The sequence below is a fragment of the Amycolatopsis sp. NPDC006125 genome, assembly GCF_040614195.1.
GTDB lineage: Bacteria > Actinomycetota > Actinomycetes > Mycobacteriales > Pseudonocardiaceae > Amycolatopsis_E > Amycolatopsis_E tucumanensis.
Genome location: NZ_JBEXTZ010000017.1, coordinates 87543 through 103794 on the forward strand (window position 1 = coordinate 87543; position 16252 = coordinate 103794).

General features: G+C 71.0%; 10 protein-coding genes and 1 pseudogene. 6 read left to right on the plus strand and 5 right to left on the minus strand.

Translation table 11 applies throughout. The features are described from left to right. Window positions 1–476 precede the first annotated feature (476 nt). From ABZ193_RS11695 to ABZ193_RS11710, 4 genes are all read right to left on the minus strand, one after another. Window positions 477–797 (minus strand): hypothetical protein, encoded by a 321-nt coding sequence (locus tag ABZ193_RS11695; protein ID WP_354709790.1) that lies wholly within the window; start codon window positions 795–797, stop codon window positions 477–479. 102 nt (window positions 798–899) lie between these two features. After that, window positions 900–1676: an ABC transporter ATP-binding protein gene (locus ABZ193_RS11700; protein WP_354709791.1), complete on the minus strand. Its 777-nt coding sequence runs from the start codon at window positions 1674–1676 to the stop codon at window positions 900–902. Then, window positions 1673–2701, minus strand: a complete 1029-nt coding sequence (locus ABZ193_RS11705; protein ID WP_020419670.1) for an iron ABC transporter permease — start codon at window positions 2699–2701, stop codon at window positions 1673–1675. Before ABZ193_RS11705 ends, ABZ193_RS11700 begins: the two co-directional genes overlap by 4 nt. After that, window positions 2694–3596 carry an ABC transporter substrate-binding protein gene (locus ABZ193_RS11710; protein WP_354709795.1) on the minus strand — a complete coding sequence of 301 codons (903 nt, stop codon included), beginning with the start codon at window positions 3594–3596 and terminating at the stop codon, window positions 2694–2696. The genes ABZ193_RS11705 and ABZ193_RS11710 overlap by 8 nt, the downstream gene beginning before the upstream one ends. A 542-nt stretch (window positions 3597–4138) precedes the next feature. Here ABZ193_RS11710 and gltB point away from each other — a divergent pair. From gltB to ABZ193_RS11730, 4 genes are all read left to right on the plus strand, one after another. Further along, complete coding sequence (gltB, locus tag ABZ193_RS11715; RefSeq protein ID WP_354709792.1) at window positions 4139–8713, plus strand: glutamate synthase large subunit; 4575 nt, start codon at window positions 4139–4141, stop codon at window positions 8711–8713. Continuing rightward, window positions 8706–10214: a glutamate synthase subunit beta gene (locus ABZ193_RS11720; protein ID WP_020419667.1), complete on the plus strand. Its 1509-nt coding sequence runs from the start codon at window positions 8706–8708 to the stop codon at window positions 10212–10214. The genes gltB and ABZ193_RS11720 overlap by 8 nt, the downstream gene beginning before the upstream one ends. A 134-nt stretch (window positions 10215–10348) precedes the next feature. Next, window positions 10349–11278, plus strand: coding sequence for a peptidase (locus ABZ193_RS11725; protein ID WP_237338156.1), 930 nt, complete (start codon window positions 10349–10351; stop codon window positions 11276–11278). A 47-nt stretch (window positions 11279–11325) separates the two neighbouring features. Then, window positions 11326–11862 carry a GNAT family protein gene (locus ABZ193_RS11730; RefSeq protein ID WP_020419665.1) on the plus strand — a complete coding sequence of 179 codons (537 nt, stop codon included), beginning with the start codon at window positions 11326–11328 and terminating at the stop codon, window positions 11860–11862. Window positions 11863–11928: 66 nt separating this feature from the next. On the opposite strand, the pseudogene ABZ193_RS11735 reads toward ABZ193_RS11730, so the two are convergent. Further along, window positions 11929–12499 (minus strand): annotated as a pseudogene (locus tag ABZ193_RS11735) (IS5 family transposase); the annotation flags it as partial. A 91-nt stretch (window positions 12500–12590) separates the two neighbouring features. On the opposite strand from ABZ193_RS11735, the gene ABZ193_RS11740 reads away from it, so the two are divergent. Next, window positions 12591–14759: an MMPL family transporter gene (locus ABZ193_RS11740; protein ID WP_354709793.1), complete on the plus strand. Its 2169-nt coding sequence runs from the start codon at window positions 12591–12593 to the stop codon at window positions 14757–14759. A gap of 70 nt (window positions 14760–14829) precedes the next feature. Further along, window positions 14830–16252 (plus strand): class II 3-deoxy-7-phosphoheptulonate synthase (locus ABZ193_RS11745; protein ID WP_354709794.1); only part of this gene is annotated, 1423 nt, incomplete at its 3' end.

The window sequence follows — 16252 nt, forward strand, 5'->3', positions numbered from 1 at the left end:
CTGCACCGGCCGGCCGGCGTCTACGTCGGCGGAGAACCCGCGGACGCACCTCGCTACAAGGTCGTCCCGTCCGTTCCCGAGGGCCGGCTCGACGAGCAGAAGCGTGCGAGCGTCATCGCCGAGGTCACCGAGGCGATCCTCGACGCGGAGAACGGCGCCTGGCCGCGTGACGCCAGCCGGATCTGGGTGTTCCCCACGGAGATCCCCGAGGGCCACTGGGGCGGCTGGGGCAAGATCAGGCCGCTCGCGACGACCCGAAGCGGGCCCGTGCGCTCGCGCGTGAGCGGCTCGCTGCCACCCGAGCCGAACACGCCCGCCTGCCCTGATGAGCGGCGGACCGGGCAGCTAAGTCACTACGGGGCAAGGGTTTTCCACGGCGGCGTTAGTTCTGTGTGGGGTGGAAGAACCGGTCGATCCAGGGGCCGAACTCCCGCGTGCAGTCGGCGCGCAGCGCGTCCACGAACGCGTCGATCGCCTCATCGATCTCCACGAGCGGGCGAAGGGCGCCTTGCCGCGCCGGTCACGTCGTCGACCACCCGCCAGCGGTCCCCGGCGGCCACGATCCGGACCTGCCACCGGTCCTCCAGCGACAGGGACGTGAACTCGAAGTCGCCCCGCGCCGGGCTGGTCTGCCATTCGCGCAGGGCGGCGGCGAGCTCGACCACCGGGAAGGCGCCCTCGGAGTAGATCTCCGCGCCGTCGCGCACCACGAGGTCGGCTTCGACGTGCACGAACACCTCGGCCTCCGAACGCCCGTGCAGGTCGGGCGCGGCCAGCGCCGAATACCGCAGTTCCACCACGTTCTCCCGTCTGGTCCCGGCGGGGACGGATCGGTAGCACCGCCAGTTCACCACGGTCGCCGACGCGGACTTCCGCTGCCGCGCCAGCGCTTCCCCGGGTCAGGGTCGCGTTGGGCGGATCGGTAGCACCGCCAGTTCGCCACGGTCGCCGACGCGGACTTCCGCCGCTGCGCCGTAGTGTCGCGCCAGCGTCTCCGTGGTGAGCACCTCCGCCGGCGGTCCGGCGGCGACTGCCCGGCCGTCGTCGAGCAGGAGGAGCTGCTCGGCGTACTGCGCGGCGAACGTCAGGTCGTGCAGCGTCGACACCACGGTGATCCCGTCCTCGTGCCGCAGCCGGTCGATCAGCTCCAGCAGCGCCTGCGCGTGCCCGATGTCCAGGCCGGTGGTCGGCTCGTCGAGCAGCAGCAGGCTCGCCCGCTGCGCCAGCACCCGCGCCAGGACCGCCCGCTGGCGTTCGCCGCCGGAGAGCATGTCCATTCGTCTGCCCGCCAGCGCACCCAGATCGAGCCGGGCCAGCACGTCCTCCACAATGGACAGATCGGCCCGACTTTCCCGTGCCAGCAGCCCCAGGTGCGGCGTCCGGCCGAGCAGCACGTAGTCGGTCACCGTCAGGCCGGCTGGCACGGCCGGGTCCTGGGGCGCGTAACCGACCACGCGCGCCAGTTCCTTGCGCGGCAACCCAGACCTGCCGTCGATGAGCACTTCCCCTTGCGGCGACAGGAGTCCCGCCACCGTTTTGAGCAAAGTGGACTTCCCGGCGCCGTTCGGGCCGACGATCGCCAGCCACCCGCCGGGCGGCACCTCGACCGACACCCCGTGCACCACCGGGCAATCGCCGTAGCCTGCCCGCACCGAGCGCAACGACAACGCGGTCACGAGAACCTCCTCCGCGACGAGCGCAGGATCCAGGCGAAGAACGGCGCCCCGGTGAACGCGGTGACCACGCCCAGCGGCAGCTCGCCCGGCATGACCGTGCGCGCCAGCTGATCGGCCAGCACCAGGAACGCCGCGCCGCCGACCAGCGACAGCGGGATCACCACCCGGTAGCTGGCCCCGGCGAGCATCCGCACCACGTGCGGCACCACGATCCCGACGAACCCGATCAGCCCGCTCACCGACACCGCCGCCGCGGTCGCCAGCGACGCCGCCGCCAGCACCACCAGCCGGATCCGGCCGGGGCGCAGCCCCAGCGACGCCGCCTCCGCGTCGCCGAGCGCGAGCACGTCGAGCAGCCGCGCCGACAGGCACAGCACGACCGCGGCGACCGCCACGTACGGCACCGCGATCAGGACCTCCCGCCACCCGCTGACGTTCAGCCCGCCCAGCATCCACGTGTAGACCTGCCGGATCGTCTCCGTGTTCAGCTGCTGCGCGAACGTCTGGATCGCGGTGAGGAACGACGCCACCGCGACCCCGGCCAGCAGCAGCGTGCTCGTGCTGCCGCCGGCCGAGCGGCCCACCAGCCAGCTCAGCCCGACCCCGCCGAGCGCGCCGGCGAACGCGGCCAGCGGCAACGGGCCGACGACCCAGCCGCTGACCGCCGGGGCGAACACCACGACGAGCGTCGCCGCCATGCCCGCCCCGGCCGCCGCGCCCAGCAGGTACGGGTCGGCGAGCGGGTTGCGGAACACGCCCTGGAACGTCGCCCCGGACACCGCGAGCGCCGCGCCCACGATCCCGGCGAGCAGCACCCGCGGCACGCGCAGCTGCCACACGATCGCGGCCTCCCGCGCGGACAGCGGCGACTGCCCGCCGGTGACCTGCGCCCAGATCTCGGCGAGCACCCGCTGCCAGCCGAGGTCGCTCGCCCCGACGAGCACGGCGAACAGCAGGACGGCCACGAGCACCACGAGCCCGGCGACCAGGACCGGGGCTCGCAGCCGCGTGCGGGTGTCAGGCACCGGCCTTGGCGACCGCGTCGGCGACCGTGCGGACGAGCTCGACGATCCGCGGGCTCCAGCGCGAGGCGATGTCGTCGTCGAGGGCGATCACCTGTCCGCGTTGCACAGCGGTCAACGTGTTCCAGCCCGGCCGGGCGGCGACGGTCTGCGCGTTCTGCCCGCAGCACTTGCTGTCCGCGAGGAAGATCAGGTCCGGGTTGGACTGCAGGATGCGTTCGGCCGACAGCTGCGGGTAGCCGCCGGAGGCGTTCGGATCGGTCCCGTCGGCGATGTTGGTGAGGCCGAACCGGGTGAGCACCTGCCCGGCGAACGTTGCCGAGGTCACGCTGTAGAACGTCTGGTCCAGCTCCCAGTAGTAGGTCAGCGACCGCTTCGGGGTGTCCGCGACGATCTTGTCGATGTCGTCGCGGGTCTGCCGGGCCAGGCTCTCGCCCTCGGCCTGGTGCCCGGTCGCCTTGCCCAGCACCTCGAACTGCGCGTAGGCGTCGTCGAGCGTCTTCGCGTCGGGCATCACGAGGGTCTTGGTGCCGGTCCTGGCCAGCGCGTCGGCGAGGCCGGTGGTGTCGGCGTAGACCACGACGAGGTCGGGCCGGTAGGCGGCGATCGCCTCCGGATCCGGGCTCAGGCCGGACAACTGGGTCCGCGGCGCCTGCTCCGGGAAGTTCGACGCCGAGTCGACGGCGACCACCTGCGGTCCCGCGCCGAGCGCGAACAACGTCTCGGTGGCGGCGGGCGACAACGACACGATCCGCTGCGGCTGCCGGTCGAGCGTCACCGCCGGTGCGCCGGGCGCGGCGACCGTGACCGGGAAGGCGCCCTGCGTTTCGGGTGGGGCGGTCGAATCCTCGGACGGCCGGGTGGCGCACCCGGTGAGTACGAGTAGAACGGCGAACAACGGTGCGATACGACGGAACACGGGAAGACCTCGGTTTCCGGCCGGCGTCCCGGGGCCCCGTCCCGCACCCAGGCGTAACGGACGCCGCACCCCTGAGCCGGAGGCGAAAGGCGTCGGCGCGGCGGCAGGCGACCTGGCTCGACCGGGTGAGCACGGAGCGCACCCGAGTCATCACAGTTGCGGCACAGCACCGGGTTCCCACCGGTTTCGCGGCCGCCGCGTCACTGGTCGGCAAGCCGCTGACCAGCGTGAGGAACGCTACCACCGGCGAATCTGGCCGCCGGGCGGGATCCTCGCGTAATCTTGATGGGATCGCGCGACGCGTATGCTCGGTAAGCAGAACCGAACCAGCCCATCAAGAACGACGTCGTTCCTCGCAGCCAGATCGTTACCGATCGGATGAGAAAATCCACACTCCGAGAGGGTGCCGTCATGTTTCCTGGGTGTTAAGGTCGCGCTAATCCAAGGGCCATCGTCGTCCCTGCAGCAGTACCGGGGGAACTTTCCGAACTGAGCATTGAGACGACGAAGGAGGTCCCCGCATGATCTTCTCCGCCAACCCGGGCAAGCAGGGCCTGTACGACCCTGCCATGGAGCAGGATTCCTGCGGTGTGGCGATGGTGGCCGACATTCAGGGCCGGCGCACGCACGCCATCGTCACGGACGGGCTGACGGCGCTGATCAACCTGGACCACCGGGGCGCCGCGGGCGCCGAACCGACTTCCGGCGACGGCGCCGGGATCCTCGTGCAGCTGCCCGACCAGCTGCTCCGCGAGGAAGCCGGCTTCGAGCTGCCCGAACCCGACGCGCAGGGCCACCACCGCTACGCGGCCGGCATCGCGTTCCTGCCGGCCGAGGAGGAGGCGCGCGGCAAGGCCGTGGCGCTGATCGAACGCCTCGCCGACGAGGAGAGCCTCGAGGTGCTGGGCTGGCGCGAGGTCCCGGTCGACGCCGACGGGGCTGACATCGGCCCCACCGCGCGTTCGGTGATGCCGCACTTCGCCATGCTGTTCGTGGCGGGCAGGCCGGACGCCGAGGGCGTGCGACCGTCCGGCCTCGCACTGGACCGGCTCACCTTCTGCCTGCGCAAGCGCGTCGAGCACGAGAGCGTCGTGGCCGAGTGCGGCACGTACTTCCCGTCGTTGTCCTCGCGTACCTTGGTCTACAAGGGAATGCTCACGCCCGAGCAGTTGCCCGCGTTCTTCGGCGACCTGCGCGACCCGCGGCTCACCAGCGCGATCTCGCTGGTGCACAGCCGCTTTTCCACCAACACGTTCCCGTCGTGGCCGCTGGCGCACCCGTTCCGGTTCGTCGCGCACAACGGTGAGATCAACACGATCCGCGGCAACCGCAACCGCATGCGGGCCCGCGAGGCGCTGCTCGAATCGGGCCTGATCCCGGGCGACCTGACCCGGCTGTACCCGATCTGCTCGCCGGAGGCGTCGGACTCGGCGTCCTTCGACGAGGTGCTCGAACTGCTGCACCTGGGCGGTCGCAGCCTGCCACACGCCGTGCTGATGATGATTCCGGAGGCGTGGGAGAACCACGCGACCATGGACCCGCAGCGCCGCGCGTTCTACCAGTTCCACGCCAGCCTGATGGAGCCGTGGGACGGCCCCGCGTGCGTCACCTTCACCGACGGCACGCTCGTCGGCGCGGTGCTGGACCGCAACGGCCTGCGCCCGTGCCGCTGGTGGCGCACCGCCGACGACCGCGTCGTGCTGGCCAGCGAGGCCGGCGTCCTGGACGTGCCGCCGGACCAGGTGGTCGCCAAGGGCCGCCTCAAGCCGGGCCGCATGTTCCTGGTGGACACCGAGGCAGGCCGCATCGTCGCCGACGACGAGGTCAAGTCGGAGCTGGCGAAGCAGCACCCGTACGAGGAGTGGCTGCACGCCGGCCTGCTGCAGCTGGCCGACCTGCAGGACCGCGACCACGTCACGCAGAGCCACGACTCGGTGCTGCGCCGCCAGCTCGCCTTCGGCTACTCCGAGGAGGAGCTGAAGATCCTGCTCGCGCCGATGGCCGAGAAGGGCGCCGAGCCGCTGGGCTCGATGGGCACCGACACCCCGCCCGCCGTGCTGTCCAAGCGCTCGCGGCAGCTCTACGACTACTTCAAACAGGCCTTCGCCCAGGTGACCAACCCGCCGCTGGACGCGATCCGCGAGGAGCTGGTCACCTCGATGAGCCGGATCATGGGTCCCGAGCGCAACCTGCTCGACCCTGGCCCGGCCTCGTGCCGGCACATCCAGCTGCCGTACCCGGTCATCGACAACGACGAGCTGGCCAAGCTCATCCACATCAACGACGACGGTGACCTGCCCGGCTTCGCCTGCACCGTCCTGTCCGGACTGTTCGAAGTGGACGGCGGCGGCAAGGCGCTGGCGGAGGCGATCGAGCGGGTGCGCCGCGAGGCGTCCGAGGCGATCGCGGCGGGCGCGCGCACGCTCGTGCTGTCCGACCGGGACTCCGACCACAAGATGGCGCCGATCCCGTCGCTGCTGCTGGTTTCCGCGGTGCACCACCACCTGGTGCGCACCAAGGAGCGGCTGCGCGTCGCGCTCGTCGTCGAGACCGGTGACGCCCGCGAGGTGCACCACATCGCGCTGCTGCTCGGTTACGGCGCGGCCGCGGTGAACCCGTACCTGGCCTTCGAGACGATCGAGGACATGATCGCGCAGGGCGCGATCACCGGCATCGAGCCGCGCAAGGCCGTGCGCAACTACGTCAACGCGCTCGTCAAGGGCGTCCTGAAGATCATGTCCAAGATGGGCATCTCGACCGTCGGCGCCTACACCGCGGCGCAGGTGTTCGAGTCCTTCGGGCTGTCGCAGGAACTGCTCGACGAGTACTTCACCGGCACGGTGTCCAAGCTCGGCGGCGTCGGTCTCGACGTGCTCGCCGAGGAGGTCGCCGTCCGGCACCGCCGGGCGTACCCGGACAACCCCACCGACCGGGTGCACCGCCGCCTGGACAGCGGCGGCGAGTACGCCTACCGCCGCGAGGGCGAGCTGCACCTGTTCACCCCGGAGACCGTGTTCCTGCTGCAGCACGCCAGCAAGACGCGCCGCGACGAGGTGTACCGGAAGTACACCGAAGAGGTGCACCGCCTGTCCCGCGAGGGCGGCGCGCTGCGCGGGCTGTTCAAGTTCCGCAAGGAAGGCCGCGCCCCGGTGCCGATCGACGAGGTCGAGTCGGTCGAGTCGATCTGCAAGCGGTTCAACACCGGCGCGATGTCCTACGGTTCGATCTCGGCCGAGGCGCACCAGACGCTCGCGATCGCGATGAACCGCATCGGCGGCCGCTCCAACACCGGTGAGGGCGGCGAGGACCCGGAGCGGCTCTACGACCCCGAGCGGCGCAGCGCGATCAAGCAGGTCGCCAGCGGCCGGTTCGGCGTGACGAGCGAGTACCTGGTCAACGCCGACGACATCCAGATCAAGATGGCGCAGGGCGCCAAGCCCGGCGAGGGCGGCCAGCTGCCGCCGAACAAGGTGTACCCGTGGATCGCGCGCACCCGGCACTCCACGCCGGGCGTCGGCCTCATCTCGCCGCCGCCGCACCACGACATCTACTCGATCGAGGACCTGGCGCAGCTGATCCACGACCTGAAGAACGCCAACGAGCAGGCCCGCATCCACGTGAAGCTGGTCAGCTCGCTCGGCGTCGGCACGGTCGCGGCCGGCGTGTCCAAGGCGCACGCGGACGTCGTGCTGATCTCCGGCCACGACGGCGGCACCGGCGCCTCGCCGCTGAACTCGCTCAAGCACGCGGGCACGCCGTGGGAGATCGGCCTTGCCGAGACCCAGCAGACCCTGATGCTGAACGGGCTGCGCGACCGCATCACCGTGCAGGTCGACGGCGCGATGAAGACCGGCCGCGACGTCGTGGTCGCCGCGCTGCTCGGCGCCGAGGAGTACGGCTTCGCGACCGCGCCGCTGATCGTGGCCGGCTGCATCATGATGCGCGTCTGCCACCTCGACACCTGCCCCGTCGGTGTCGCCACCCAGAGCCCGGAGCTGCGCAAGCGCTACACCGGGCAGGCCGAGCACGTGGTGAACTACTTCCGGTTCGTCGCGCAGGAGGTCCGGGAACTGCTGGCGGAGCTGGGTTTCCGCACCCTGGACGAGGCGATCGGCCGGGCCGACGTGCTGGACACCGACGACGCCGTCGACCACTGGAAGGCCAGCGGCCTGGACCTGTCGCCGATCTTCCAGATGCCGACCGACACCCCGTACGGCGGCGCCCGGCGCAAGATCCGCGAGCAGGACCACGGCCTCGAGCACGCTCTGGACCGCACGCTGATCCAGTTGTCCGAGGCGGCGCTGGAGGACGCGCACCCGGTCCGGCTGGAACTGCCGGTGCGCAACGTCAACCGCACCGTCGGCACACTGCTGGGCTCGGAGATCACCCGCCGCTACGGCGGGGAGGGCCTGCCCGACGGCACGATCCACATCCGGCTCACCGGGTCGGCGGGGCAGTCGCTGGGCGCGTTCCTGCCGCGCGGCGTCACGCTGGAGATGGTGGGCGACGCCAACGACTACGTCGGCAAGGGCCTGTCCGGCGGCCGCATCATCGTGCGGCCGCACCCGGACGCGACGTTCGCCGCTGAACGTCAGGTCATCGCCGGCAACACGCTGGCCTACGGCGCCACCGCGGGGGAGATGTTCCTGCGCGGGCATGTGGGCGAGCGGTTCTGCGTACGCAACTCGGGCGCCACCGTCGTCGCCGAGGGCGTGGGCGACCACGCCTTCGAATACATGACCGGTGGCCGTGCCGTGGTGCTCGGACCGACCGGCCGCAACCTCGCCGCGGGCATGTCCGGCGGTATCGGCTACGTCCTCGACCTCGACGAGGGCAGCGTCAACCGCGAGATGGTCGAGCTGCTCCCGCTCGAGCCCGAGGATCTGAACTGGTTGAAGGACATCGTGACCCGTCACCACGAACTCACCCGCTCGGCGGTCGCCGCGTCGCTGCTCGGCGACTGGCCGCGCCGGTCGGCGAGCTTCACGAAGGTCATGCCGCGCGACTACAAGCGCGTGCTGGAGGCGACCAAGGCCGCGAAGGCCGCGGGCCGCGACGTCGACGAGGCGATCATGGAGGTGGCGTCTCGTGGCTGACCCCAAGGGCTTCCTGAAGTACGAGCGGGTCGAGCCGCCCAAGCGCCCCAAGGAGCACCGCGCCGAGGACTGGCGCGAGGTCTACGTCGACCTCGAACCGGCCGAGCGCGACCAGCAGGTGCGCACCCAGGCCACCCGCTGCATGGACTGCGGCATCCCGTTCTGCCACTCGGCCGGTTCCGGCTGCCCGCTGGGCAACCTGATCCCGGAGTGGAACGACCTGGTGCGCCGTGGTGACTGGACCGCGGCCAGCGACCGGCTGCACGCCACCAACAACTTCCCGGAGTTCACCGGGAAGCTGTGCCCGGCGCCGTGCGAGGCGGGCTGCACGCTGTCCATCTCGCCGTTGTCCGGCGGGCCGGTCGCGATCAAGCGCGTCGAGGCGACGATCGCGGAGAAGTCGTGGGAGCTGGGCCTGGCCCAGCCGCAGGTAGCCGAGGTGGCCAGCGGTCAGCGCGTCGCCGTGGTCGGGTCCGGCCCGGCCGGGCTCGCCGCCGCCCAGCAGCTCACCCGCGCCGGGCACGACGTCACCGTCTTCGAGCGGGACGACCGGCTCGGCGGGCTGCTCCGCTACGGCATCCCCGAGTTCAAGATGGAGAAGAAGCACCTCGACAAGCGCCTGGCCCAGCTCAAGAAGGAGGGCACGCAGTTCGTCACGGGCTGCGAGGTGGGCGTCGACATCACCGTCGAGGAGCTGCGGGCCCGCTACGACGCGGTCGTGCTCGCCGTCGGCGCGCTGCGCGGCCGGGACGACACCACCACGCCCGGCCGGGAGCTCAAGGGCATCCACCTGGCGATGGAGCACCTGGTGCCGGCCAACAAGCAATGCGAGGGCGACGGCCCGTCGCCGGTCCACGCGCACGGCAAGCACGTGGTGATCATCGGCGGCGGTGACACCGGCGCCGACTCCTACGGCACCGCGATCCGCCAGGGCGCGGCCTCGGTGGTCCAGCTGGACCAGTACCCGATGCCGCCGACGACCCGCGACGACGAGCGGTCGCCGTGGCCGACGTGGCCGTACGTGCTGCGCACCTACCCGGCGCACGAGGAGGGCGGCGAGCGGAAGTTCGGTGTCGCCGTGCGGCGGTTCGTGGGCGACGAGAACGGGCACGTCCGCGCGATCGAGCTGCAGCAGGTCAAGGTCGTCAAGGACCCGGAGACCGGGCGCCGCGAGGTGCTGCCGGTGTCGGACGAGATCGAGGAGATCCCGGCCGACCTGGTGCTGTTCGCCATCGGGTTCGAGGGCGTGGAGCACATGCGGCTGCTCGACGACCTGGGCATCCGGCTGACCCGGCGCGGCACCATCTCGTGCGGCCCGGACTGGCAGACCGAGGCCCCGGGCGTGTTCGTCTGCGGTGACGCCCACCGCGGCGCGTCGCTGGTCGTGTGGGCGATCGCGGAGGGCCGCTCGGTGGCCAACGCCGTCGACGCCTACCTGACCGGCGCGTCGGACCTGCCGGCCCCGGTGCACCCGACGGCTCTGCCGCTCGCTGTGGTGTAACTCTCCGGGTAACGCAACCAAATAACGCGCATCGGCCGTTCGGGCTCACCCTGGGCCCGAACGGCCGATTGTTCACCCCGTCGCGCCCGCCTAACTTTCGGTGACAACGGATCGACCGGCAGACGGGTGGCGTCATGAAGCGAACAGGTATCCGGGCACTGGTTCTCGCGGCGGTCGCCGCGGTCACCACGGCCGTGTTCAACGCGCCGGCCACGGCGGCGCCCGGCCCGGCGGTCCACGTCCACGGCGCCGGTGCCGCGGAGTACTGGACGCCGGAGAAGATGCGCTCCGCCAAGCCGCTCGACGGCCTGGTGACCGCCGCCCGCGACCTCGGCGCCGACGTCCGCGCCGCGGTGCCGCGCCTGCTCCCGTCGCGGACCTCGAAGGTCAGCACCGGCGACCCGTGGGCCGGCGGCGGCGCGGTCACGCGCACCGCGGGCCGGGTGTTCTTCACCTTCAACGGTTCCCCGGCCTCGTGCAGCGGCGACGCGGTCACCAGCGCCAACCGCAGCGTCGTCATCACCGCCGGGCACTGCGTGAAGTTCGAGGGCAGCTGGCACACCAACTGGGTCTTCGTGCCGGGCTACGACAACGGCAACGCCCCGTACGGCGAGTGGGCCGCCACCACGACCCTCACCACGCCGCAGTGGCAGGCGAACGAGGACCTCAACTACGACGTCGGCGCCGCCGTGGTGGCCCCGCTCAACGGCCAGTACCTGACGGATGTCGTCGGCTCGCAGGGCATCGCGTTCAACCAGCCGCGCGGCCAGGCGATGCACAGCTTCGGCTACCCCGCCGAGCCGCCGTACGACGGCAGCGAACTGACCTACTGCGCCGGCCGGACCTTCAACGACACGTTCGGCAGCAACGACCTCGGAATGCGCTGCGACATGACCGGCGGTTCCAGCGGCGGCCCGTGGTTCCTCAGCTTCGACGAGGCGACCGGGACCGGCATCCAGAACTCGGTGAACAGCTTCGGTTACACCTTCCTGCCCGGCGTGATGTTCGGCCCGTACTTCGGCGCGGACGCGGAGGCGCTCTACAACGCGGCGGCTGCGCGGTAGTTCATATTCGGTTGCCGCGGCCCGGCCCGGTCGGATAGGAAGCCCGCATGCTGAAGGGCGAGAAGGTCGGGCTGCGGGCCCGGTACGAGGAGGACATCCCGATCCTGCGGACCGAGCTCTACGACGACGTGGAGGGCGGTTCCCGGGCGGAAAGCCGGCCGTGGCGGCCGATCTCGCCGAGCTCGAAGGACCGGCGGCTGCACGTCGACGACAGCGTGGCGGAACACGTCCCGTTCTCGATCGTGGAGCTGGCGGGCGACACGCTGATCGGCACCGCGAACCTGTGGGGCATCGACACGCACAACCGCACCGCGCACATCGGGCTGGGACTGCTGCCGTCCGCGCGCGGCAAGGGTTACGGCAGCGACGTGGTCGCGGTGCTGTGCCACTACGGCTTCGTGGTGCGCGGCCTGCAGCGGCTGCAGATCGAGACGCTGGCGGACAACTACGCGATGCTGCGCGCGGCGGAGCGCAACGGCTTCGTGCGGGAGGGCGTGCTGCGCAAGTCGGCCTGGGTGATGGGCGAGTTCCTCGATGAGGTGCTGCTCGGGCTCCTGGCTCATGAGTGGAAAGCGATGTCCTAGGGCCTGTCCTCAAAGCCAGATGAGCAGTGTGGCCAGGTCGATCATGCTCCGGTAGGAGGTGGCGGTCTTGCCCGGGCCTGGCTGGTGGAACTCGATGCCTGCCATGACCTGCGTGAACATGACGCAGTCGTTGACGTTGCCGCCGGTCAACAGGGTCGACAAAGGGCCGTCCGTGGCCGTCGCAGGCGAGGTGGATCTTGGTGGTTGGTCCGCCGCGGGACCGGCCGATGGCATGATCATGTGGTTCGCTGTGTCCGCCGCACGAGTGCGCTTCCCCCTGTGTGGGACGCGGTCATGCGGCGGGCGCCGGCAGCGTCCTGATGCGCCCGCGCGATGCTGGAATCGACCGAGACTTCGCGGTCGAGTTCGTCGATCGCCTCGGCGATCACACGAACCGTGCCACCAACGCGGACAGAGTGCCGGTTCGTGACCAGCGCCAGAACCGGTTGTAGACCGTCTTCCACGGCCCATACCGCTCCGGCAAGTCACGTCAAGCCACCCCGGTCTTGGCCTTGAACAACATCCCGTTGATCACCCGGCGGTCATCGACCCGCGGACGTCCCTTCGTCCCCGACGCCGGCAGCGATGGCTCGATCACCTGCCCCTGCTCATCAGTCAGCTCGTGCCTACGCACCACAACTCAAGATCAAACCAGGTCGAATCTCCAACTTTGAGGACACGTCCTAGGGCTCTTCCCGGTTCTCAGCTTCGCGGGGGGTGAATGGGGCATGACCTCCGCGAGGCAAGAACCCGTCATCGAGCGTGGCGTCTTCGCCCGGCTGGGGCGGTTGGTCGTACACCGGCCCTGGTGGGTGATCGCCGCCTGGGTCGTGCTGGCCGTGGTGGTGATCTTCACCGCGCCGGCGCTGCCCCGCAGCACGGACGAAAGCGACGCACTGCCCAGGGACTACGAGTCCATCCAGGCGATGACCCTGGGCCAGGAAGCGTTTCCCACCGCGTTCACCCCGTCGATGCTCGTCGTGTTCTACCGCGGCGACAACGCTCCGCTCACCGCGGCGGACATCCAGAAGACCGGTGAAGTGCTGGCCGGCCTGACCGCGAAACGCCTGCCGGACGTCGAGCTGATCTCGCCGCCCACCCCGGCGCCCAACAACGTCGTGCAGATCTCCGCGGTGAAGATGCCGCAGCTGTCGTCCGGCAACGCCGAGCAGCTGACCGCGTCGGCCAAGCAGTTCCGCACCGAGCTGCAGGCGTTGCTCGGCGGCGGCGACCTGAAGGCCGCCACCACCGGCACCGTCGCGCAGCAGCTCGACGTGCAGGAGGCGTCGGGCAGCGCGGACGCCGTGGTCGGCATCGCGACCGTGCTGCTGATCCTCGTGCTGCTGCTGGTGATCTTCCGCAGCCCGGTGATCGCGTTGCTGCCGATCGTGCTGATCGGCATCGTGTCGCAGATCGCGAACGGCCTCATCTCCTGGGTGGTGAAGCTGTTCGGGATGCAGACCGACGCGTCGATCTCGTCGATCCTGATCGTGGTGCTGTTCGGCGTCGGCACCGACTACATCCTGTTCCTGATGTTCCGGTTCCGCGAACGCCTGCGCGCCGGGGACGAACCGAAACAGGCGATGGTCACCGCGGTGAGCCGCGTCGGCGAGGCCATCACGTCCGCGGCGGCCGTCGTGATCATCGCGTTCCTGTCGATGGCCCTGTCGTTGTTCGGGTTCTTCCGGTCGATGGGCCCGTCGTTGGCGATCGCGGTCGCGGTCACGCTGCTGGCCGGGCTGACCCTGGTGCCCGCCGTGGTGTCCCTGCTGGGCGCCAAGGTGTTCTGGCCGTCGAAGTCGTGGCGCGCCGAGCCGAAGGGCGCGCGGTTCGCCGCGATCGGCCGGGGTCTCGGGCGCAAGCCGGCGATCTTCGCGGCCGTGTCCGGCGTGGTGATGGCCGCGCTGGCCGCCGGGCTGGTCAACTTCAACCCGACCTTCGACCTGGCGTCCGGGTCGATGCCGGACACCGCCGAATCGCAGGTCGGGCTGCGGCAGCTGGAGCGCGGCCTGCCGCCGGGCACGACCTCGCCGACGAACGTCTACCTGCACAGCGACAGCGGGGCGCTGGACGTCCCGGCGCTGCCGTCGTTCGGGGAGCGGCTGCGGGCCGTGCCGGGTGTCGGGCAGGTCGGGCAGCCGCAGGTCAGCGCCGACGGCGCGACGGCCAACTTCGCGGTCACCCTGACCGACGACCCGAGTTCGGACGCGGCGATCGACACGGTGTCGGGTCCGCTCCGGACGGCCGCGCACGACGGCGCCCCGCCTGGCGCGCGGGCCCTGGTCGGCGGCGAGACGGCGGTGTACGTCGACATCCAGGACACGATGAACCGCGACTACCGGGTGGTGTTCCCGGTGGCGGCGGTGCTGATCATGCTGGTGCTGGCGTTGCTGCTGCGCAGCGTGGTGTCGCCGTGGTACGTGATGGCGTCCGTTGGCCTCGGCTTCGCGGCGACGCTGGGCGCGACGACGCTGCTGTTCCAGAACGCGATCGGCGAGACCGGGCTGATCTTCATGATCCCGCTGATCATCTACATGTTCGTGGTCGCGCTGGGGACGGACTACAACATCCTGATGATGGCCCGGCTGCGGGAAGAGGCGAAGAACGGTCATTCCCCGCGTGAGGCGGCGGCGCTCGCGGTGCGTCACACGGGCCCGACCATCGCCGCGGCGGGCGTCATCCTGGCGGGTTCGCTGGGCGCGCTGATGCTGGCCGGCAACGCGCTGCTGGCCGAGATGGGGTTCGCGTTGTCGTTCGGGATCCTCGTCGCGGCGTTCGTCATGGCGATGTTCTTCGTGCCCAGCCTCACGGCGCTCATCGGCCGCGCCGCGTGGTGGCCGGGCCACGGCGACCGCGCGAAGCCGGAACCCGAGCCGGAGCGGGTGCGGCAGGGCTGAGGGCGCCGCCCCGGGGTGGCCCCCACCACCTCGGGGCGGATCGTCCCAGCGCACCCCATATCCTGGGGTGGTGAACTGGACCGTGGACGTGCCCGTCGACACCCTTCCCGAGCTGCCGCCCCTGCCGCCGGAACTGCGTGCCCGGCTGGACGACGCCCTGTCCCGCCCCGCCGCCCAGCAGCCGGAGTGGCCCGACGCCGACGCGGTCGGCCGGGTCCGCCACCTGCTCGAGGCCGTGCCGCCCATCACCGTGCCCGCCGAGATCGACCGGCTCCAGGACCGCCTCGCCATGGTCGCCCGCGGCGAGGCCTTCCTGCTCCAGGGCGGCGACTGCGCCGAGACGTTCGAGTCCAACACCGAGCCGCACATCCGCGCCAACCTGCGCACGCTGCTGCAGATGGCCGTCGTCCTCACCTACGGCGCCAGCCTGCCCGTCGTGAAGGTCGGGCGCATCGCGGGCCAGTACGCCAAGCCGCGCTCCAACAGCACCGACGCGCTCGGCCTGCCCGTCTACCGCGGCGACATCGTCAACTCGCTCGTCGCCAAGCCCGAGCTGCGCGTCCCCGACCCGGGCCGCATGATCCGCGCCTACGCCAACTCCGGCGCGGCGATGAACCTGGTCCGCGCCCTCACCGGCGCCGGCATGGCCGACCTCGCCCAGGTGCACGACTGGAACAAGGACTTCGTCCGCACCTCGCCCGCGGGCGAGCGCTACGAGGCGCTGGCCGGCGAAATCGACCGCGGCCTGCGGTTCATGTCCGCCTGCGGCGTCAGCGACACCTCGCTGCACTCCACCGAGATCTTCGCCAGCCACGAGGCCCTGCTGCTCGACTACGAGCGCGCCATGCTGCGGATGGACAACGCCAACGCGGCCAACCCGAAGCTGTACAACCTCTCGTCCCACTTCCTGTGGATCGGCGAGCGCACCCGCCAGCTCGACGGCGCCCACATCGCCCTCGCCGAACTGCTGGCCAACCCCATCGGCGTCAAGATCGGCCCGACCACCACGCCCGAGCAGGCCGTGGAGTACGTCGAGCGCCTCGACCCGCGCAACCAGCCCGGCCGCGTCACCCTCATCTCCCGCATGGGCAACGGCAAGGTCCGCGACGTCCTGCCCGCCATCGTGGAGAAGGTCGAGGCCACCGGCCACAAGGTGATCTGGCAGTGCGACCCGATGCACGGCAACACGCACGAGTCGTCCAGCGGCTACAAGACCCGCCACTTCGACCGCATCATCGACGAGGTCCAGGGCTTCTTCGAGGTGCACCACAAGCTCGGCAGCTACCCCGGCGGCATCCACATCGAGCTCACCGGCGAGGACGTCACCGAGTGCCTCGGCGGGGCGCAGGAGATCTCCGACTCCGATCTGGCCGGGCGGTACGAGACCGCTTGTGATCCGCGGCGGCGCGCGGCTGGTGCTCGCGGCACGGCTCGGACTCGGTCGGCATGCCGCAGACGCCGCACACGTAGCCGCCGGGCGGGATGGTGGCGTC